The sequence below is a fragment of the Kineosporia succinea genome (assembly GCF_030811555.1).
Classification (GTDB): domain Bacteria; phylum Actinomycetota; class Actinomycetes; order Actinomycetales; family Kineosporiaceae; genus Kineosporia; species Kineosporia succinea.
On record NZ_JAUSQZ010000001.1, the window covers coordinates 1,405,385 to 1,424,815 of the forward strand.

General features: G+C 69.0%; 16 protein-coding genes. 3 read left to right on the plus strand and 13 right to left on the minus strand.

Annotated features, from left to right (window positions below; translation table 11 throughout):
• Nucleotides 1-51 precede the first annotated feature (51 nt).
• The 11 genes from J2S57_RS06280 to J2S57_RS06330 form a co-directional block, all read right to left on the minus strand.
• On the minus strand, nucleotides 52-1,956 hold the full coding sequence (locus tag J2S57_RS06280; RefSeq protein ID WP_307239344.1) for a VanW family protein: 1,905 nt from the start codon (nucleotides 1,954-1,956) through the stop codon (nucleotides 52-54).
• A gap of 78 nt (nucleotides 1,957-2,034) precedes the next feature.
• Complete coding sequence (locus J2S57_RS06285) at nucleotides 2,035-2,532, minus strand: flavin reductase family protein (protein WP_307239346.1); 498 nt, start codon at nucleotides 2,530-2,532, stop codon at nucleotides 2,035-2,037.
• A 9-nt stretch (nucleotides 2,533-2,541) separates the two neighbouring features.
• The gene (locus tag J2S57_RS06290; RefSeq protein WP_307239348.1) at nucleotides 2,542-4,440 is read right to left on the minus strand and encodes an AAA family ATPase; all 1,899 of its coding nucleotides are present in this window, start codon (nucleotides 4,438-4,440) and stop codon (nucleotides 2,542-2,544) included.
• 124 nt (nucleotides 4,441-4,564) lie between these two features.
• Nucleotides 4,565-5,515: an N-acetyl-1-D-myo-inositol-2-amino-2-deoxy-alpha-D-glucopyranoside deacetylase gene (gene mshB, locus J2S57_RS06295; RefSeq protein ID WP_307239350.1), complete on the minus strand. Its 951-nt coding sequence runs from the start codon at nucleotides 5,513-5,515 to the stop codon at nucleotides 4,565-4,567.
• A gap of 311 nt (nucleotides 5,516-5,826) precedes the next feature.
• Complete coding sequence (locus tag J2S57_RS06300) at nucleotides 5,827-6,930, minus strand: ABC transporter ATP-binding protein (RefSeq protein WP_307239352.1); 1,104 nt, start codon at nucleotides 6,928-6,930, stop codon at nucleotides 5,827-5,829.
• Nucleotides 6,917-7,957, minus strand: coding sequence for an ABC transporter ATP-binding protein (locus J2S57_RS06305; protein ID WP_307239354.1), 1,041 nt, complete (start codon nucleotides 7,955-7,957; stop codon nucleotides 6,917-6,919). The genes J2S57_RS06300 and J2S57_RS06305 overlap by 14 nt, the downstream gene beginning before the upstream one ends.
• Nucleotides 7,958-7,965: 8 nt before the next feature.
• On the minus strand, nucleotides 7,966-8,913 hold the full coding sequence (locus tag J2S57_RS06310; protein ID WP_307239355.1) for an ABC transporter permease: 948 nt from the start codon (nucleotides 8,911-8,913) through the stop codon (nucleotides 7,966-7,968).
• The gene (locus J2S57_RS06315; protein WP_307239357.1) at nucleotides 8,906-9,832 is read right to left on the minus strand and encodes an ABC transporter permease; all 927 of its coding nucleotides are present in this window, start codon (nucleotides 9,830-9,832) and stop codon (nucleotides 8,906-8,908) included. Before J2S57_RS06315 ends, J2S57_RS06310 begins: the two co-directional genes overlap by 8 nt.
• A gap of 172 nt (nucleotides 9,833-10,004) precedes the next feature.
• On the minus strand, nucleotides 10,005-11,648 hold the full coding sequence (locus J2S57_RS06320) for a peptide ABC transporter substrate-binding protein (protein ID WP_307239359.1): 1,644 nt from the start codon (nucleotides 11,646-11,648) through the stop codon (nucleotides 10,005-10,007).
• Nucleotides 11,649-12,233: 585 nt separating this feature from the next.
• Nucleotides 12,234-14,123: a translational GTPase TypA gene (gene typA / locus J2S57_RS06325; protein ID WP_307239361.1), complete on the minus strand. Its 1,890-nt coding sequence runs from the start codon at nucleotides 14,121-14,123 to the stop codon at nucleotides 12,234-12,236.
• A gap of 72 nt (nucleotides 14,124-14,195) precedes the next feature.
• Nucleotides 14,196-14,636, minus strand: coding sequence for a (deoxy)nucleoside triphosphate pyrophosphohydrolase (locus J2S57_RS06330; RefSeq protein WP_307239363.1), 441 nt, complete (start codon nucleotides 14,634-14,636; stop codon nucleotides 14,196-14,198).
• Between the two features lie 224 nt (nucleotides 14,637-14,860).
• Between J2S57_RS06330 and J2S57_RS06335 the strand changes: the two genes are divergently transcribed.
• A complete protein-coding gene (locus J2S57_RS06335; RefSeq protein ID WP_307239365.1) occupies nucleotides 14,861-15,511 on the plus strand; it encodes a 4a-hydroxytetrahydrobiopterin dehydratase in 651 nt (216 codons plus the stop codon).
• 1 nt (nucleotide 15,512) lies between these two features.
• Here the strand turns inward: J2S57_RS06335 and J2S57_RS06340 are convergent, their stop codons facing one another.
• Nucleotides 15,513-17,258, minus strand: coding sequence for an ABC transporter family substrate-binding protein (locus J2S57_RS06340; RefSeq protein WP_307239367.1), 1,746 nt, complete (start codon nucleotides 17,256-17,258; stop codon nucleotides 15,513-15,515).
• Nucleotides 17,259-17,468: 210 nt separating this feature from the next.
• On the opposite strand from J2S57_RS06340, the gene J2S57_RS06345 reads away from it, so the two are divergent.
• Nucleotides 17,469-17,696 (plus strand): hypothetical protein, encoded by a 228-nt coding sequence (locus tag J2S57_RS06345; RefSeq protein WP_307239369.1) that lies wholly within the window; start codon nucleotides 17,469-17,471, stop codon nucleotides 17,694-17,696.
• On the plus strand, nucleotides 17,684-18,898 hold the full coding sequence (locus J2S57_RS06350) for a cysteine desulfurase-like protein (RefSeq protein WP_307239372.1): 1,215 nt from the start codon (nucleotides 17,684-17,686) through the stop codon (nucleotides 18,896-18,898). Before J2S57_RS06345 ends, J2S57_RS06350 begins: the two co-directional genes overlap by 13 nt.
• A gap of 25 nt (nucleotides 18,899-18,923) precedes the next feature.
• On the opposite strand, the gene J2S57_RS06355 is transcribed toward J2S57_RS06350, so the two are convergent.
• The gene (locus tag J2S57_RS06355; protein ID WP_307239374.1) at nucleotides 18,924-19,286 is read right to left on the minus strand and encodes a hypothetical protein; all 363 of its coding nucleotides are present in this window, start codon (nucleotides 19,284-19,286) and stop codon (nucleotides 18,924-18,926) included.
• Between the last annotated feature and the right edge of the window lie 145 nt (nucleotides 19,287-19,431).

Below are 19,431 nucleotides of genomic sequence, written 5' to 3' on the forward strand. Positions count from 1 at the left end.
TGGCCCCCCCTGACCCTTCGGGCTGGGGAGGTGCCCCCGGCGGGGGTGGGGTCAGTCTTCCGGGTCACCTTCACCGGTGGCGGGCCGGTCGGCCCCGGGCTCGTCCGGCTCGTCGATCTTCGGCTCGTCGGTCTCCGGTTCCTCGGCCTTGGGCTCGGGCGCGCAGATGACCCGGTCCTCGGCGTTGTAGACCGCGTGGAACGTCTCGGTCTTCACCACCTCACTGGAACCCGGCTTACGGAACGTCCGGGTGTTCGACACGTCGAACCCCGGACTCGCGCTCTGCGGAACGCAGCCGGCCGCCGGGTTGTAGTGCGTCTGCGGGGCCCGGTAGTTGCTGCGGGCCCCCCGGGCGCCGGTGATGTCCCAGTACTTCGTGCCGTAGAAGCTGACCGTCACCTGCGAGCCCACCGAGGCCTCGACGAGCACCGCCGTCTCGGTGTCGTTCTTCCACTTCAGGTCGACCGTGGGCCAGTTGACCGTGGCCTCTCGGCCTTCCGGGTAGCGCGAGATGTAGAACGAATGCGGCTTGTGGTAAACGTCTTCCAGCCCGGCGAAGAAGACGTTGTTGAAGAGCGTGGTGGCCATCTGCGACACCCCGCCGCCGTAGTCCTGCACCAGCCGCCCGCCGTGGATCGCGGGCGCCGGGTTGTAGCCCTTCTCCGGCGTGCGCTGCCCCAGCACCTCGTTCAGGCTGAACGTCTCCCCGGGCATCACCACCGTGCCGTTCACGGTGCGCGCCGCGATGCGCAGGTTCTCGGTGCGCCCGGCGTCGGCGGTGAGATCCGTGGAGAAGGTGCTGATCCGCTCCTTCACGCCCAGCTTCCCGGCCTCGGCCGTGGTCAACTCCGGCTTCTGGGCCGAGGTCGGCACCTCCGCCACCCGTTCGTCGGCCGCCGCGAGCACCAGCGGCCCACGGACCTTCTCGGCCAGGGTCGCCGCCGCGATGCTGACGCCGTCGCGGCCCGGCACCACCTCGGGGCTGCCGTTCCTCACCGTGAAACCGGCGTCCACAGGGGCCTTCGCGATGCCCGGCTCCTGCTCCAGCACCACCTTTCTCAGCTTCTTGCCGTCCACCGCCAGGGTCAGCTCACCGTCTTTCACGGCGAACGACAGGCTCGGCGCGAACTGCTCCGGCTCGAGCTCCACGTCGGTGCCGCCCACCCGCACGGTCAACGCGGCGGACACGGCCGGCTCGGCCTGCTCCGTCAGCACCTCCCGCGCCTGCGCGGTGTCCACCTCAGGCGCCTTCGCCCGCACCGGCACCTCGACGGCACCGGTCAGCCAGCCCGCGCGCACCTGCTGCGGGGCGTCCGGCGAGATCTCGTAGCCCTCGGCCGACTCGCGCACCTCGGGCGTGGTTCCGTCGAACACGACGGTCGCGTTCTTCGGGGCCTGCGCCGACTTCTCGCCGAACGCCTCGAGCCCCTCGGCCACCGTGCCGTCGGCCAGCCCCGGCTGCGCGTCTTCGTGGCCACCGCCGCCCGCGATCTGCCGCCAGAGCCGGGCCGGGTTCAGCGTGAAGCCGGTGAGCCGGTCGGCGACGGCCGCCGCGTCGAGAGTGAGGCCGAGATCCGTCGTCCTGACGGCCTGCTCGTGCCCCGACGCCGTCAGCGTGATCCTGCCGTCGAGCTTGGTGTAGGCCTCGTCGAGCCGGGCCTGGGCCTCACGCCCGGACAGTCCCCCGACCGCGACCCCGGCGACCGTGGTGCCGTCGGCCACGGTGTCGGAGTTCAGCCAGGCCGCGCCCAGGTAGGCCGCGAGGGCGCCGCCGGCCACGGCCGCACCGATGACGGCGCCGCGACGGCGCGACCGCGAGGCCGGGGGCGCCGGCTCGTCCGGGCCGGCCCCATCCGGCCGGGGCGGCTCGGGGTGATGCACCACGACGGGCGCGTCGTCGGCCTGCACGAGGGGGATCGGCTGCGTCGCGTCGGTGGACCGTGAACTCTCCTGCACGTGTTCATGCTACGACGCACAGTGACGGAAACCGCTGTGATCTGCGGCGTTCTCAGATCACGGCCGACGCGAAACGGGTCAGATGCGGCTGTACGCCCCACGGTGCCAGAGCAGTGCACCCGCCTCGTCGGCCGGCCCGGAGGCCGGGACGGCCGCCCCCACCACCTCACCGATGACGATGTCGTGGTCACCGGCCTCGTGCACGGCGGTCGTGCGGCACTCCATCGTGGCGACGGCCCCGTCGAGCAGCGCGACACCGGTCTCGGGGCCGCGGTGGTGCGGGATCCGGTCGAGCTGCCCGACCAGCGGACGCCCCCGGTTCGACAGCCAGCTGGCCGCCGGGCGCTGATCCGGGTTGAGGATGCTCACACCCCAGACGCCGGAGTCGATCACCGCGTCGTAGAAGCGCGCCTCCTTCTCGACGCAGAACAGCACCAGCAGCGGTTCCAGCGAGACCGAGGTGAACGAGTTCACCGTCATCGCATGGTCGGCCCGGCCCTCCAGGCTGGTGACGACGCAGACGCCGGTGGCGAAACGCGCCACCGCGCGCCGGAACGTGCCCTGATCGACTGCCATGAGCTCACCCTAGGACCGAGGGGCGTCGCTGTTCTCCCGCAGGTCCACCACGACCCGCTCCTGGGCCGCCCGGAGCACCCGGTCGATCTCACCGCCGATCAGCTCGTGCCGCTCCAGCAACGCGTCGCGCAGGGCCTCGACCAGGTGCCGGTTGTGCTCGAGCAGCTCCCGGGTGACCCGCTTGCGCTCGGTCAGCAGCTTCTCCATCATCGCGCGGCCCTCGCCGTCACCCATCACCCGGGAAACGAGATCGCCGCCCCCGAAAGCACTTCCGGGCGCCGCCGCGAACGAGATCAGGGTGTCGCTCATACCGGCGGCCCCGATCATCTGGGCCGCGACCGTGGTCGCGTAGGCCAGGTCGCCGCCCGGGCCGGTGGAGATGTCACCGAAGAACAGTTCCTCGGCCACCTGACCGCCGAACGCGATCGAGATGAGCGCCCCCAGTTCGGACTTCGAGCGGGTGTAGACGTCGTCGCGGTCGCCGTGGGCGAGCAGGCCGAGCGATCCGGCCCGCTTGACGATGGTGAGGATCTCCAGGCGGCGCTGCGGGGCGAGCAGCCAGGCGCTGACCGCGTGACCGGCCTCGTGCGTGGCGATCAGCCGGATCTCGTGGTCGGTGTAGCCCACCGGCTGGCCGAGGCCGACCTCGGTGACCAGGCGGGCCTGCTCGATGTCGCTCCAGGACATCCCCTCGGCGTCCCGCCGCACCGCGTTGACCAGGGCCTCGTCGAGCAGGTGCTCGATCATGACCGGGCTGTAGCCCTGGGTCACGCCGGCCAGGGCGTCGCGGTGCTCGTCGTCGGCCAGCTCGTTCTCGTGCGCCTTGCGGGTGAGGAAGTGGTCGATCAGCTCGCGCCGGCCGGCCTTGTCGGGAAGCCCGAACGTCATCTTGCGGTCGAAGCGGCCGGGACGCAGCAGTGCCGGGTCGAGCGAGTCCGCCCGGTTGGTGGCCGCGATCACCAGCACGTTGACGGGTTCCGGCCGGGGGCGCGGGATCTGGCGGGTCGCGGGCATCATCAGGTTGACCCGGTCGGTGAGCCAGCTGAGCGCGCGCTGCCCCGGGGTGAGCTCGTCGAACGACTGCATCTGCACGAGCAGCTCGTTGACGGTCGCGCCCGGGTCACCGCTGACCATGCGGTGCTGCACCGGAGCGGCGGACGCCTGCGGGGTCATGGCCAGACCGGTGAGCCCACCGCAGTTCATCGGGGCATCCACCACCGGGGTCATCGCCGTGCTCACACCCTGCCGGGCCATGCCGATGGCGTCGATCTCCTCGATGAAGGCGATCGCACCGCCCTCACGCCGGGCCGCCCTGCGCAGCTCCTTGAAGAACGAGCGGATCTTGCGGCCGGTCGCGCCGTAGTACATCGACTGGAACGAGGTGGCCGACACGAACAGGAACGGCACACCCGCCTCGGCCGCCATCGCCTTCGCCATGTGGGTCTTGCCGGTGCCCGGCGAGCCCTCGAAAAGCAGCCCGCGACGAGCGCTTCCGCCCATCTTCGAGCGGAACGTCATGGCCGAGCGGAACAGCTCGAGCGAGCGGTGCACGTCCTCGGTGACCGGGGCCAGGCCCTTCACGTCCTCGATGCGCACGTCGATCTGCTCGGGGCGGTACAGCACGTGCGGCGAGCGGCCGGCGATGAGCAGGCTGCCGGCGGTGGCGGCCAGCATCAGCACGAAGAAGATGACGACGGTGAGAAGGAACGGGTCCACCGACGGCAGGGTCGGCAGCATCCCCGAGCCGGTCAGGAAGCGGCCCCAGCACCAGGCCGCGACGACCAGGCCGAGCACCATCAGGCGGCTCAGGCGGCGGCGCTGCCCGCGGGCCCGGAGTCGGTCGACGTCGTCAGGCCTGCCTGTTCCCCGTCCGCCGAACTGCCGTGCGCGCACCGTCTCGATCGCCAAGCCGTCCTCCAAAGTCGTCCTCGGTCACCAGAAGACACCTCGGAGCAACGTCTTCGACAGACGCTGCGTGATCAACCACCCACCCGGCCGACGAGCAATTGGTGCGTATCGCCGATGGCTGCTCTCACAGAGTGAAGAGGTCGGTCTCCCGGCCCAGCTCGTCGACGTCCGCGCCGGGACGACCCCGCACGAGCCGGTAGAACTCCATGGCCAGCAGCGGCTGGGCCACGTCGTTGCTCAGGGCGAACCAGGCATTGCCGGGCCCGACCACGGCCTGGGTGGCGTGCGCGCGCAGGGCGTCCGCCTTGGCGACCAGCTGCCCGGTGGCGTCGACCGCCGCGGTGACCAGCTCGTCCGCCATCACCACGCTCGGGAGGCGACCGTCGGGATCGACGCCCGTGTACGCGTCCCCCAGGCTGCTGTTCAGGGTGCGCAGCGCCTCGCGGGTGAGGGTCTCGGGCTGGACGGTCCAGTAGACCTTGGGCACCGGCCAGGCCTCCTCCCCCTCGGGCCCCTCGATCGCCGCCAGCTCGACCGCGCGCATCGTGACCAGATGGGCCTGCACATGGTCGGGATGCCCGTAACCGCCGCCGGGTTCGTAGGTGACCACGACGTGCGGACGCAGCTCCCGCAGCGCCGCGGCGAGGTGCGTGGCCGCGTCCTCCACCGGGGTCAGAGCGAAGGCGCCGGGCGGCGGAGTGGGTGAGGGGATCACGCCGCCGTCGTGGTCGTAGGCCATGCCCGAGTCGGCGAAGACGCTGCTTTTGGACGCGCGGACGGCCTGCGCGGTACGGCCCGGAACCGTGGGGTCACCGAGGAAACGGTGATCGCGCACACCGAGCACGGTCATCGCGGCCGCGAGCTCGGCGACGCGGTGGTCGCCCAGGCGGTCGGCCTGCCCCTCCAGGTGTTTCAGCTCCGGCGGGATCACCTCACCCTGCTCGCCCCGGGTGCAGGTGATCAGCGTGACCTGGGCGCCCTCGGCCACGTACTTGGCCATCGTGGCGCCGTTCCCGATGGTCTCGTCGTCGGGATGGGCGTGGACGAAGACGATGCGCCGCGGGTTGTCGCTCATGCGGGTCATTCTCGCGTGCGCCGGCCTTGAGCACCCACCGGCTCAGCTCAGGCTCCGGCTCTCAGCTCAGGCTCCGGCTCTGAGTTCAGCCTCCGGCTGAGCTCAGCCTCCGGCTCTCAGCTCGGCCTCCGGACGGGCCCCGCCCTCCCCCAACCTTCGGCCGGGAGGTGCCCCCACCGGGGAGAACACGGGCAACTGCGCCGCCGGTTGACTCATGAGGGCGCACCTGCGCTGCACTCCCTACGACTCCCCCACCAACGAAAGACGCCGGTGCGCACCCGAGGTGCGCACCGGCGTCCATCATGTGACCTCTAGGCCGCGACGCCGGGACGGGACGGCGTGTCACCCGGGAAGTGGCAGGCAGCCTGCGCGCCCGACGACGTCAGCTCGAGACCCGGGTCGACCTCGGCGCACACCGACTGCGCCTTCCAGCACCGCGTACGGAACCGGCAGCCCGACGGCGGGTTGGCCGGGCTCGGCGGGTCACCCTCGAGCACGATCTGGTTGCCCTTGCCCCGCATCGACGGGTCGGGGTTCGGGACGGCCGAGAGCAGCGCCTTGGTGTACGGGTGCTGCGGGTTGTTGTAGACCTGCTCCTTCTCGCCGAGCTCGACGATCCGGCCCAGGTACATCACGGCCACCCGGTGGCTGATGTGCCGCACCACCGACAGGTCGTGCGCGATGAAGATCAGCGAGATCCCCAGCCGCTTCTGCAGGTCCTGGAGCAGGTTGATGACCTGCGCCTGCACCGAGACGTCGAGCGCGGAGACCGGCTCGTCGCAGATCAGCAGCTTCGGGTTCAGGGCCAGGCCGCGGGCGATGCCGATGCGCTGACGCTGACCACCGGAGAACTGGTGCGCGTACCGGTGGATGTGCTCGGGAGCCAGACCGACGAGCGACATCAGCTCCCGCACCCGCTCCTGACGCTGCGCCTTCGGCACCACGTCGGGGTGGATCTCCAGCGGCTCGCCGATGATGTCGCCGACCGTCATCCTCGGGTTCAGCGACGTGTACGGGTCCTGGAAGATCATCTGCACGTCACGGCGCATGGTCTTGAGCTTCGAGCCCGAGGACCCGACCATCTCGCGGCCGTTCAGCTGGATCGATCCGGCGGTGGGCGTCTCCAGCGAGATCAGCAACCGGGCCAGCGTGGACTTGCCGCAGCCGGACTCCCCCACGACGCCGATCGTCTCGCCCGGCCGGACCTCGAGGTTCACTCCGTCGACGGCCTGCACGGCCCCGACACTGCGCTTGATGACGACGCCCTGGCGCAGCGGGAAGTGCTTGACCAGCCCGCGGACGGTCAGGATCGGGTCGGCGTCGGGATCCGGCTTCGGGGCCGGCTGCGAGCCGGTCTCGATACCGGGGCCGGCGTTGGTGACGCCCCTGTTGTCCGGAGTGTCAGTGGACACCATGGGAGACGACCTCCTCGGCGAAGTGGCAGGCGGAGTACCGGGTTCCGTCGATCTCGACGGCCGGCGGCGGCGGGTCCTGACGGCACACGTCCTCGGCCCGCGGGCAACGCGGCGCGAACGGGCAGCCGGTGGGCAGGGCCAGCAGGCTCGGCGGGAGACCGGGGATGGCGTACAACCGGTCGCCCTCACCGGTGAGCCTCGGCATCGACTCCATCAGGCCCACGGTGTACGGGTGGGCCGGGTTGGAGAAGACGTCGACGGCGGGACCGTGCTCGACGGTCCGGCCCGCGTACATCACGCTGATCATGTCGGCGGTCTCGGCCACCACGCCGAGGTCGTGCGTGATCAGGATCAGGCCGCTGCCGGTCTCCCGGCGCATCTCGGCCAGGAGTTCCATGATCTGCGCCTGCACGGTGACGTCCAGGGCGGTGGTCGGCTCGTCGGCGATGATGATGTCCGGGTCGAGCGCGATCGCCATCGCGATCATGATGCGCTGGCGCATACCGCCCGAGAACTGGTGCGGGTAGTCGCCGACGCGCGAGGCGGCGGCCGGGATCCGCACCCGGTCCATCATCTCGATGGCCTTCTTCTTCGCGTCCTTGCGGGACATCCCGCGGTGGACCTGGAAGAGCTCACCGATCTGCTCACCGACCGGGTAGACCGGGTTCAGCGCGGACAGGGCGTCCTGGAACACCATGGCGATGCGCTGACCGCGGTAGGTGCGGCGTTCCTTCTCCGGCATCTTCAGCAGGTCTTTGCCGCGGAACTTGATCGAGCCGGAGAGGATCTCGGCCGGGGGCATGTCGAGGATGCCCATGATCGCCTTCGCGGACACCGACTTGCCCGAGCCGGACTCGCCCAGGATCGCCAGGGTCTCGCCCCGCTTCAGGTCGAGATCGACCTTGTTGACGGCCTGGGCCGAACCCTCACGGGTGCGGAACACGATGCTCAGGTCGCGAACCTGCAGCAGCGGCTGGTTCTCGTCGACCTCGGGCTTGCCGAGGTCCTGCGTCTTCTTGCTGAACATGCGCCCGCTCACATCGTCTTCGGGTCGAGGGCCTCGCGCACCTGGTCGCCCAGGGCGATGAAGGCCAGCACGGTGGCGGCGAGGAAGAGCGCCGGGAACAGCAGCATGTGCGGCGTGTTGCGCAGGTACGCCGCGGCGTCGTTGATCGCGATACCCCACGAGACCACCGGCGGCTGCAGGCCGATGCCGAGGTACGACAGGGTCGCCTCCGCACCGATGTAACCACCGAGGCTGATCGTGCTGATGACGATGACCGGCGCGGCCGAGTTCGGGATGATGTGCTTGCGGATCATCCAGCCGCGGCTGGCGCCCAGGGCCCGCGACGCCGCCACGAAGTCCGACTGCTTGACCTGGATCACGGCCGATCGCGCCACCCGGGCCGTGGACGGCCAGGCGAGGATCGAGATCGCCAGCGACACCTTGAGGATGCCGAGGAACTGGCTTCCGGGCGGGGTCGGGATCGAGCTCAGGATGATCATGCTGCCCAGGAGCACGGGGATACCGATGAAGATGTCGGTGATCCGCGACAGGATGCTGTCGACCCAGCCGCCGTAGAAACCGGCGTAGATACCGATGGCCGAGCCGAAGATCAGCGACATCACCGTGGACATCGCGCCGACCATGATCGAGGCGCGGGCGCCGTACATGGTGCGGGCGTAGACGTCACAGCCCTGCACGTCGTACCCGAACCAGGCATCCCCGCCGGGCTTGCCGCGCGAGCGCGAGGCCTGGCAGTCGAGGGGATCGGCGTGGGCGAAGAGGCCCGGCCAGACGGCCATCACGATGAGCACGCCGATGACGACGACCGACGCCCAGAACACCCACGACGAGCGCAGGGTCTCCCAGGCGTCGCCGGCCAGGGTGCGGGAACGGCCCGCCGCGACGACGGAGGCCGTCGGGGTCCCCGGGGCCCCTTCGATCGTCTCGGCGGCGGCGACCTGGTCGAGCTCACTCATAGCGGATCCTTGGGTCGAGCCGGGCGTACAGCAGGTCCACGAGAAGGTTCACGAACAGGATGACGAGCACCACGAGGGTGGTCACCCCGACGACCGTGCCGTTCTCGCGGATGCGCAGGGCGTGGAAGATCAGGCCACCGATGCCCTGGATGTTGAACACACCCTCGGTGACGATCGCGCCGCCGAGCAGGGCCCCGACGTCGGCGCCGATGTAGGTGATGACCGGGATCAGCGAGTTCCGCAGGACGTGCTTGCGCAGGATCATGCTCTTGGGCAGGCCCTTGGCGATCGCGGTGCGCACATGGTCGGCCTGCAGCGTCTCCAGCATGCTGGCCCGGGTGAGTCTCAGGACGTAGGCCAGCGACAACGACGCCAGCACGAACCCGGGGAGGATGAGGTCACCCCAGGGAGCGCCGGCGGCGACGGTCACGCTGAACAGCCCGGCCTTCACACCCAGCAGGTACTGGAGCACGTAGCCGATGACGAACGACGGAAAAGAAATGGCGACAAGACTCGTGAAGAGGAAGAATCCGTCGAGGTAGCCGCCGCGGCGCAGGGCCGCGATCGTGCCTATGCCGATCCCGAGGATCAGCTCGAAGAGAATGGCGACCACGGTCAGCTTGACGGTGATCGGGAAGGCCTTGGAGACGGCCTCGAGCACGGTGTCACCGCTGAAGGTGGTGCCGAAGTCTCCCTGCACCATGTTCAGGAGGAAGTGCCCGTACTGCACCGGCAGCGGCTGGTCGAGATGCAACCGCTCGGTCTCGGCCTGGACGAACGCTTCCGGGCAAGGACGCTGGCCGCATCGAGAGGCGAACGGGTCACCGGGCACGGCCCAGGCCATCGCATAGATGAGGAACGTGGTGCCGATGAGCACCGGGATCATCAGCAGCAGGCGTCTAGCTATATAACGCCCCATGGCTTTCGCCTACCCTTCATGGGTTTCTTCCGCTGAACGGCCGGTCCCGCGAGTGCTGGTGCGGGACCGGCCGAACGTGTTTCGCGGTATTGCGTTTGTCCTAGAGTGCCGCCTCGCCCGTGCTGAGGCGAGGCGGCACCGGGGTACTGCTGTTCTTACCGCCGAGCGGTCGTCAGGAGGCCGTGACGCTGGTCAGGTCCAGCGTGCTCTTCGGCGTGACCTTGACGTTGCTCAGACGGTCGGACCACACCGACTGCTGCGCCTGGTACCAGAGCGGGATGATCGTCATCTTCTCGGCCAGGACCTTCTCGGCGGCCTGGTAGTCGGCGTACGCCTCTTCACCCTCGGCGGCGTTGGCCTTCTTGATCAGGTCGTCGAACTGGGCGCTGCTGAACAGACCGTCGTTCGAACCGGCGCCGGTCGCGTAGAGCGGCTCGAGGAAGTTCTGGATGTGCGGGTAGTCCATCTGCCACCCGGTACGCCAGAGGCTGTCCATCTTGTGAGCGGTGACGTCGGCGCGCAGGGTCGCGAAGTCGGCGTACGGCTTCGCGGTGCACTCGACCTCGAGGGCGGTCTTGATGCTGTTGCAGATCGCCTCGGCGGCTTCCTTGTTACCCGGGCCGTCGTTGTTGAAGCTGTACGTGAACGGGCCCTTGAACTTCGACTTGGCCAGGTACTCCTTGGCCTTCGCCGGGTCGTAGGTGCAGAACTCGCCACACGCGTCGGCCTTGTAGCCGTCCACGATCGGGGACACCCAGCCGGTGGCCGGGGTACGGCCGCCGTTGAAGATGTTCTTGGTGATCGTGTCCCGGTCGATGGCCAGCGAGAGCGCCTTGCCGATGTCCGGGTTGTCCTTGTAGTTGTCGTCGTACTGCGGCAGCGTCGTCGTCTGGATGACGCCGACGGCCTTGTTGACGAAGTGGTCCGGACGGTCCGTCTGGTACTGGTCGTCCACCAGGTTGGCGGCCGGCACCTGGTTCATGAAGTCCAGGTTGCCCGCGAGCACGTCCGAGTAACCGGCCTGGTCCGAGGTGTACGTCTTGAAGACGGCCTCGGCGATCTTCGGCTTGTCCTCGCCCTTGTAGCCGCTCCAGGCGGTCAGGGTGAAGCCGGTGTCGCCGTCACCCGCGGTGATCTGGAACGGGCCGTTGGCGACCGGCTTCTTGCCGTACGCCTCCGGGTCGTCGAAGAACGCCTTCGGGAGCGGGTAGAACGCCGTGTAACCGACCATGGTCGGGAAGAACGACTGGGCCTCGGCCAGCGTGGCCGTGAACTCGGTGTCGCTGACCTTCTTGAGGCCGGTGAGCTCCTTGGCCTTGGGCTCCGGGGCCTTCTTCGGGCCGTCGTCGTCCGGGTCGGTCGTGTTCATGTCGGCGTAGCCGTCGAAGGACGCGAAGAAGTAGTTGTTCAGCGCGGCGTTCGGGCCGTAGGCCGTCCAGTTCCAGGCGTTGATGAAGCTGTCGGCATCCACGGGGGTGCCGTCCTGGAAGGTCTGACCGGCCTTCAGCTTGATCGTCCAGGTCTTGTTGTCCGTGGACTCGATGGACTCGGCCATCGACATCTCCGGAGCAGCAGTGTCCGGGTCGTAGTCCACGAGGCCACGGAAGATGGCGTCGAGAATGTTGCCGCCACCGACCTCGTTGGTGTTGCCCGGCACCAGCGGGTTCTGGGGCTTGGTGCTGTAGATCGTGATCGAGGCGTTGGCGTCGGTGCTGCCTTCCCCCGACCCGCTACCGCTGTCGCTGCTGCAGGCGGACAGGGCAAGAGCGCCCGCCGCGAACAGAGCGCCAGCAGCAATCAGCCTGCGCTGCTTCACTCGTCGTTCTCCTTAGGTTTCCGACTTCACGGCCCGAGCCGGCGCTCATCAGTACTCACGCCTGCACTCTTGGTACCGGATTCGGGACACGATAGGCGTTCACAGCTGATTACGATCCGGACAAGGATGCTTCACGATCAGCCGCTGAACACGATGAAACCACGTTCGAAAAGCCGTTTCGACCGGACGATCTTCGGTCTGATCGCTATCGGTCCCACAGGTGACTACCCACGGTTCCGGTTCGCCAAGGAGTGGCAACAAGTAGGTCTCGATCGGGACACGATGCGCCCCCGCACTAGGCCCAACCAGGCGAATCGGACAAGCAAATATTGCGCCGTGACGTTGAACACACCACGACCTACAGGCGCAACTAATTTACCTGCTGGACACAAACCTTGCACATCGAACAGCCCCGCTCCCCGACATTCGTCGCGGAAAGCGGGGCTGCTCCGGAAATTTCACGCTCTGGCCGTCAGCCTGACCGGACATCAGTACATGACGACCCGAACGGCCCAGTGCGGGTTCGGAAGCCGCTGCCGTGGCGAGGAGGTGCCCCGCGCCAGGCCTGGACTTCCGGACCCGGCCTCAGCCCTTCTTGGCGCGGGCCGCGGCGCGGGCGCGCTCGGTGGCGTCGAGGTTCACCTTGCGGATGCGCACGGCCTCGGGGGTCACCTCGACGCACTCGTCGTCGCGGCAGAACTCCAGGCACTGCTCCAGGGAGAGCTTGCGCGGCGGCACCAGGCGCTCGAAGTTGTCCGCCGTGGACGAGCGCATGTTGGTGAGCTTCTTCTCCTTGGTGATGTTCACGTCCATGTCGTCGGCGCGTGAGTTCTCACCGACGATCATGCCCTCGTAGACCATCGTGGTCGGCTCGACGAAGAGCGTGCCGCGCTCCTGCAGGTTGGTGATCGCGAAGGCGGTCACCGCGCCGGGCCGGTCGGCCACCAGGGAGCCGGAGGGACGGGTGCGCAGCTCGCCGACCCAGGGCTCGTAACCCTCGAAGGTGGCGTGGGCGATACCGGTACCGCGGGTGTCCGTGAGGAACTCGGTACGGAAGCCGATCAGACCGCGGGAGGGCACGAGCCACTCCATGCGGATCCAGCCGGTGCCGTGGTTCGCCATCTGCTCCATCCGGCCCGCGCGGACCGCCAGGAGCTGCGTGATGGCGCCCATGTACTCCTCGGGGGAGTCGATGGTCAGACGCTCGAACGGCTCGTGGACCTTGCCGTCGACGAGCTTGGTGACCACCTGCGGCTTGCCCACGGTGAGCTCGAACATCTCGCGGCGCATGGTCTCGACCAGGATGGCCAGCGCCAGCTCACCGCGGCCCTGCACCTCCCAGGTGTCGGGACGCTCGGTGTTGAGCACCCGCATCGAGACGTTACCGATGAGCTCGCGGTCGAGCCGGTCCTTGATCAGGCGGGCGGTGACCTTGGTGCCCTTGACCGTGCGGCCCGCCAGCGGCGACGAGTTCGCGCCGATGGTCATCGAGATGGCCGGCTCGTCCACCGTGATGAGGGGCAGCGGGGTCGGGTCCTCGGCGTCGGCCAGGGTCTCGCCGATGGTGATGTCGGGGATACCGGCGATGGCGACGATGTCACCGGGGCCGGCCTCCTCGGCGGGCTCGCGGGTGAGCGCCTTGGTGATCATCAGCTCGGTGATCTTGACCCGGGAGATGGTGCCGTCCTGCTTGCACCACGACACCTGCTGGCCCTTGCGCATCGTGCCGTTGTGGATGCGGCACAGCGCCAGACGGCCGAGGAACGGCGAGGCGTCGAGGTTGGTGACGTGCGCCTGCAGCGGCATCTTGTCGTCGTACGACGGGGCCGGCACGGCGTCGAGGAGCACCTGGAACAGCGGCTCGAGGTTCTCCGAGTCGGGCAGCTCGCCGTTCGCGGGACGCGTCAGCGAGGCCCGTCCGGCGCGGCCCGACGCGTAGACGATCGGGAAGTCGAGGGCGGCGTCGGGGTCGAGGCCGGTGCCGTCGAGCAGGTCCATGAACAGCTCGTAGGTCTCGTCCACGACCTCGGCGATGCGGGCGTCGGGGCGGTCGGTCTTGTTGACCACCAGGATCACCGGCATGTGCGCCTGCAGGGCCTTGCGCAGCACGAAGCGCGTCTGCGGCAGCGGCCCCTCGGAGGCGTCGACGAGCAGGGCGATCGCGTCGACCATGCTCAGGCCGCGCTCCACCTCACCGCCGAAGTCGGCGTGGCCGGGGGTGTCGATGATGTTGAAGGTGACCCCGCCGCTCGGCGCCCCCGGACCGGAGTACCGCACAGCGGTGTTCTTCGCGAGAATGGTGATGCCCTTCTCGCGCTCCAGGTCGTTGGAGTCCATCGCCCGGTCGTCCACGTGTGCGTGGTCGCCGAAGGAGCCGGTCTGCCAGAGCATGGCATCGACGAGCGTGGTCTTTCCGTGGTCGACGTGGGCGACAATGGCGACATTGCGCAGGTCGTCACGGGTCTGCGTAGGCATGCGAAGGCCGATCCGGTTGTGTGTGGGGACGGGGTGGTGCCTCGTGGGCACCCTTCCTATGTTACTCGGGGCTCAGTGGCCCTGGCGTTCCTCCGCCAGAGCGGTGAGCGCCCGCACGATCGGGACGTCGGCGCGGAGCCAGCTCACGCCCGTCGTCCAGCTTCCCAGGGGCAGGTGCCGGAGCTCGTCGTGGACCTCGATCGGGGCCGGCTCACCGTCGGTCACCCGCACCAGCCAGACGCGCATGCGGTGGGACGGAGGCAGGTCCCAGCCCAGGCCGTTCGGGGCCACGAGCTCCTCGCCGACCTCGACCTTCACACCGAGCTCCTCGGCCAGCTCGCGGTGCAGAGCCTGCAGCGGCTCCTCCCCCGGGTCGACCTTGCCGCCGGGCAGTTCCCAGCCCCCGGCCAGGTGCGGCGGCTCGGTGCGGCGGGCGGCCAGGAGCACGGTGGGACGGTGCAGGTCATCGACCACGGCGCCCCCGACGACCATGGTCGGATCCTGAGAACTCACCGTCGCAGGATGCCTCATCCCCGGTGCGCGGGCGAATTCCCGGTCTGCGCGAAATGCATTCCTTACGCCGAACTTTTCCCGGTGCACCGTCCGGACCAGGAAATCCGGGTTTGATCACCCTCGCTCCAGAAAGACTCTCCCGCACCAACTCTCACACCGGAACCGGCCGGCGTGGGCGACATCCGTGCAGGCGGGAAAGGCCTTCACGCCCTAAGGTCGATGCCATGCCTGAGCTGCTGACGATGCAGGAACTGGACACCGCACTGGCCGGCCTGACCGCCGTCCACAAATCCGGCACGTCCCTGCTGCGCGTCCGGGTGAAGGCCCCCGGATTCCCCCAGGCGGTCGAGCTGGTGTCCCGCGTCGCCCTGAGCGCGGAGGAGATGAACCACCACCCCGACATCGACATCCGCTTCGACAAGGTCACGTTCACCCTGAGCACGCACTCGTCGGGTGGGGTGACGGCGCTCGACGTCGAGCTCGCGCAGCGCATCATGATGCACGTCGACGCCGTCGGGGCCCAGGCGCTGCAGCCCGCGGCCCGGGTCGAGCTGGCCATCGACACGCTCGACGCCGCCGCGATCCGCCCGTTCTGGCGGGCCGGCCTGGGCTACGTGGAGCGACGGGGTGACGAGGGCATCGAGCTGCACAACCCCGACGAGGTGGGCCCGGTGGTGTGGTTCCAGCCGATGGACGAGCCCCGCACCGGCCGCGGCCGCATCCACTTCGACGTCTACGTGTCCTTCGACGACGCCCCGAAGCGGGTGGCGGACGTGGTGGAGGCCGGCGGGCGCCTGGTCACCGACGAGTTCGCACCGGACTGGTGGGTGCTGGCCGACGCCGAGGGCAACGAGCTGTGCGTCTGCACGCAGTGACCTACGGGGCCTGCGTCCAGGTGTTCGCGTTGTAGGTGACGCCCGACCAGCTGGGGTTGTACTGCACGCCCTGCACCTTGCTGTCGGTGGCGAGGAGGGCCGGGAAGACGAAGATGGGCACGTTGGCCAGGTCGTCCCAGAGGGCGGTGTCCAGCTGGCGCAGCAGGTCCTGCTGGGCGGCGGGGTCGAGTTCGGCGGTCAGCTTCTTGTAGAGCCCGTCGACCTTCTTGCTGCTGTAGCCGTTCATGTTGTCTTGACGCCCGCTGCCGTAGATGGCGGACGACTGGGTCACCGTGGCGGAGTTGGTGAAGTTGTAGAGGGCGACGTCGAAGTCACGACGTACCAGCTCACGTGAGTAGAAGGTGGGGGTGCCCGCGTCCACAATCGTGAATCCGGCCTTGCCGCAGGACTTCTTGATCAGGGCCACCTCCCGCTCGCGGCGCAGGTCGGGCGCCAGGTAACCGATCTCGACCCGGGTCCCCAGTTTCTTCTCCTTCTTCAGGATCTTCCGGGCTCCGGCGACGTCCACCGAGGCGTAGTCCTGCCCACCGGTCCGGGCGAACGCGTCGTACCCGTCCTGGAAGGGCAGGCGGAAGCGAGCCTGCAAGACCTGGGCCTGCGGGTTCACCGGTTTGATCAGATCGTCGACGATCTGCTGCCGCGGAAGGCATTTCGCGAAGGCCTGGCGAAGAGCGAGACTCTTGAGGGCGCCGTCGAAGTTGAAGTCCGCATGTTCCCAGCCCGACGCGTCATGACTGGTGACGCTGATCGCTGCCCCCGCGTCGGTCAGGGTCTTGAGAACCTTCTCCGTCGGCGTCGGGGTGACCACCTGGACGGTGCCGTCGATCAGGGCCTGCGCCTGATCCTCGGGAAAGACCAGCTTGAGGACGATGTGCTGGGCCGACGGCACGGTGCCCCACCACTTCGGGTTGGGCTCCAGCGTCACTTCCTTGCCCGCCTTCCAGGACGCCACCTGGTAAGGGCCCGCACTCGGTGCGATCGCGGCGTCGTACTTGCCGGGCGAGAAGAGCCATCCGGTGTTGTAGTAGCGGCCGATCTTCTGCATCGTCGCGCTCTTGCCGGACTTCACGGCACTGATCAGATCCTTGACGCAGGAACCTTTCTCGACGATGTGAGCGGGCAGGATCGTCCCTGGGCCGAAGAGGGTCGCCCAGTCCGCGTAGGGCTTCTCGAACGAAACCGTGAACGAGCGGTCTCCATCGGCGCACTTCGGCATCGACGCCTCGGCCCAGGCCCCGGGCAGGAGCGAGGAGAACGCCGTCAGCTTGGCCTTCGTGTACTGGTCGACCTGCCCGGTGGGCCACCGCCCGATGTTGGCCGCCCAGGCCAGCACCGCGTCGTCACAGTCGATCGGCTCCCCGTCCGACCAGACGGCCTTGTCGGCGAAGGTGTACCGAACGGTCTGCGGGTCGGTTCCGGTCTGCTCGAACGAACCGAACTCGGTGTCCGGCACCGCCTGCCCGTCGGGCCCGTAGTACCAGAAGGCGCGAAGCACCTGGTTGAGAACGGCCGCGTTCGCGGGGTTGGCCTGGTCGGCCGTGTTGTTGTTGTACGACGTGAACTCCGCCGATGTCGCGTACGTCAGCGTGATCGGCGCCGTGCTCACCGCCGGCGTGGGAGCGGGCCGGTCGTCGACCGGCCGATCGTCTCCGTCGTCGCCCCCGGAGCAGGCCGCGAGGGCCAGTGTCACGGCCGTCAGCACAGCGATCCACGCCTTGTCTCGCAAGCGAAGTCCCTCCCCGGGCGGCGTTTCACCGGCGTCCTGTCCAATAAATCCGCAAGAGCCCGCTTTGGCAAGAGCCGCGACGTTGCGTTACCAATGCGTGACGTCCGGTGCCCGACCGTAGCCCGTCCGCCCGGCGGGGCGACCGGGGCCTTCGACAGGTACGGTTGAACGGATGATCACCCGGGTGTGCTGACGTAGGAGGCGACGCGCATGGGCAGGAGATGGCATGCCGTGCGTCACGCGCCCGACCGCTGCCCGGTGCACAGCAAGAACATCTACCCGAGCTCCGCCGTGGCCTCCGTCGCCGCCAAGAACGTCGAGCTCAAGGAAGGGCTGGAGCCGGGCGCGATGGACACGTTCTACTGCGAGGACTCCAAGGGCTGGCACATCGGTCACCGTTCTATCCGGGACCGTATCGAGCGGAAATGGTCGATCTGATGAACGTCGAGAAGCTCCGGTCCCACTTCCCCGCCCTGGCCGAGGGCGCCGCGCACTTCGACGGCGCCGGGGGCACCCAGACCGCCGACGTGGTCGGTGACGCCGTGCGCGCCACCATGCTGTCGGACATCTCCAACCGGAACACGGTCACCGCCGCCGAGCGCCGCGCCGAAGAGGTCGTCGTCCAGGCCCGGCGGGCCCTGGCCGACCTGCTCGACGCTGATCCGGGCGGCGTGATCTTCGGGCGCAGCATGACCCAGCTGACCTTCGACCTCTCGCGCACCCTGGCCAAGACCTGGCGTGCGGGCGACGAGGTCGTCGTCACCCGCCTCGACCACGACGCGAACGTGCGTCCCTGGGTGATCGCGGCGCAGTCGGCGGGTGCGACCGTCCGCTGGATCGACTTCGACCCGGCCACCGGTGAGCTCGACGACGTCCGCGCCCAGCTCACCGACCGCACACGCCTCGTCGCGGTGACCGGCGCGTCCAATCTGATCGGCACCAAACCAGCGCTCCGGCTCATCGCCGACGCGGCGCACGAGGCCGGTGCCCTCTTCTTCGTCGACGCCGTGCACCTCACCGCCCACGCGCCGGTGTCGCTGACCGAGTTCGGCGCGGACTTCCTGGCCTGCTCCCCCTACAAGTTCTTCGGCCCGCACAGTGGCGTGATCGCGGCCGCCCCCGAACTGCTGGCCGAGCTGCAGCCCGACAAGCTGGTGCCCTCCGGCAACAACGTGCCCGAGCGGTTCGAGCTGGGCACGCTGCCCTACGAGCTGATGGCGGGGGTCACCGCCGCCATCGACTTCATCGCGGGCATCGCCCCCGGTTCCGAGACCGGCCGCCGGCAGCAGCTGATCTCGTCGCTCCGCGCGATCACGGCGCACGAAGATCGTTTGCGGGCCCGAATTGAGGACGCCCTGGTCACCCTGGCCGACGTCAGCGGGCTCACGCTGTGGTCACGGGCCGCCAACCGCACCCCGACGATGCTCATCACCTTCGCCGAGCACGAGGCCGCGGACGCCTACCCGTTCCTCGCCGACCTCGGTGTCTATGCCCCGGCCGGCTCGTTCTACGCCTACGAGACGGCGCGCCGGCTCGGCCTGGGCCCGGCCGGCGGCCTGCGGATCGGCCTGTCCCCCTACAACAACGACGACGACGTCGACCGGCTGCTCACCGGTCTGAAGGCCTTCGTCGCGAGGTAGACCTACGTCACCCGGCAGCACCTCGTCAGGTGGTAGCGCGCAGCCGCCACTGGATCACGCCCATCGCCGCGTCGAGCACCGCCGTCGCGGCGACGAGCGAACGTCCCTGTGGCGTCTGCTGTTTCGTGAGCGCGACGGACGCGGCCAGCACCCACACGGCATTCACCGCCGCGCTCCGGCCCAGCGCCCTACGGGTCGGGCGCCCGGCCGCCGAACGCAGCAGCACCGAACTGGCCACGAGCGCCCCGGTCACGAGGGGCCGCGACCGCCCGGACGGGTCGACCAGCCGGTACACCGACGGCGCACTCGCCACCGACGCCGCACCCACCAGGCACCCGAGCGCATCCACGTTCAGCACCAGTGACGCCACCGGCCGACGCTCCCCCACGACGCACTCCCTCAGTCGGCGACCTGTTTTCCCGATCATCCCCCGCCCGGCCCCTGCCGTCGCCCCGTTCCCGTCGCGATCACGAGAGACCGGCATCCCCTGATCGTGGGAGGCCAGGCCCGGCAGCAGCAGAGCAGTGGGAGGG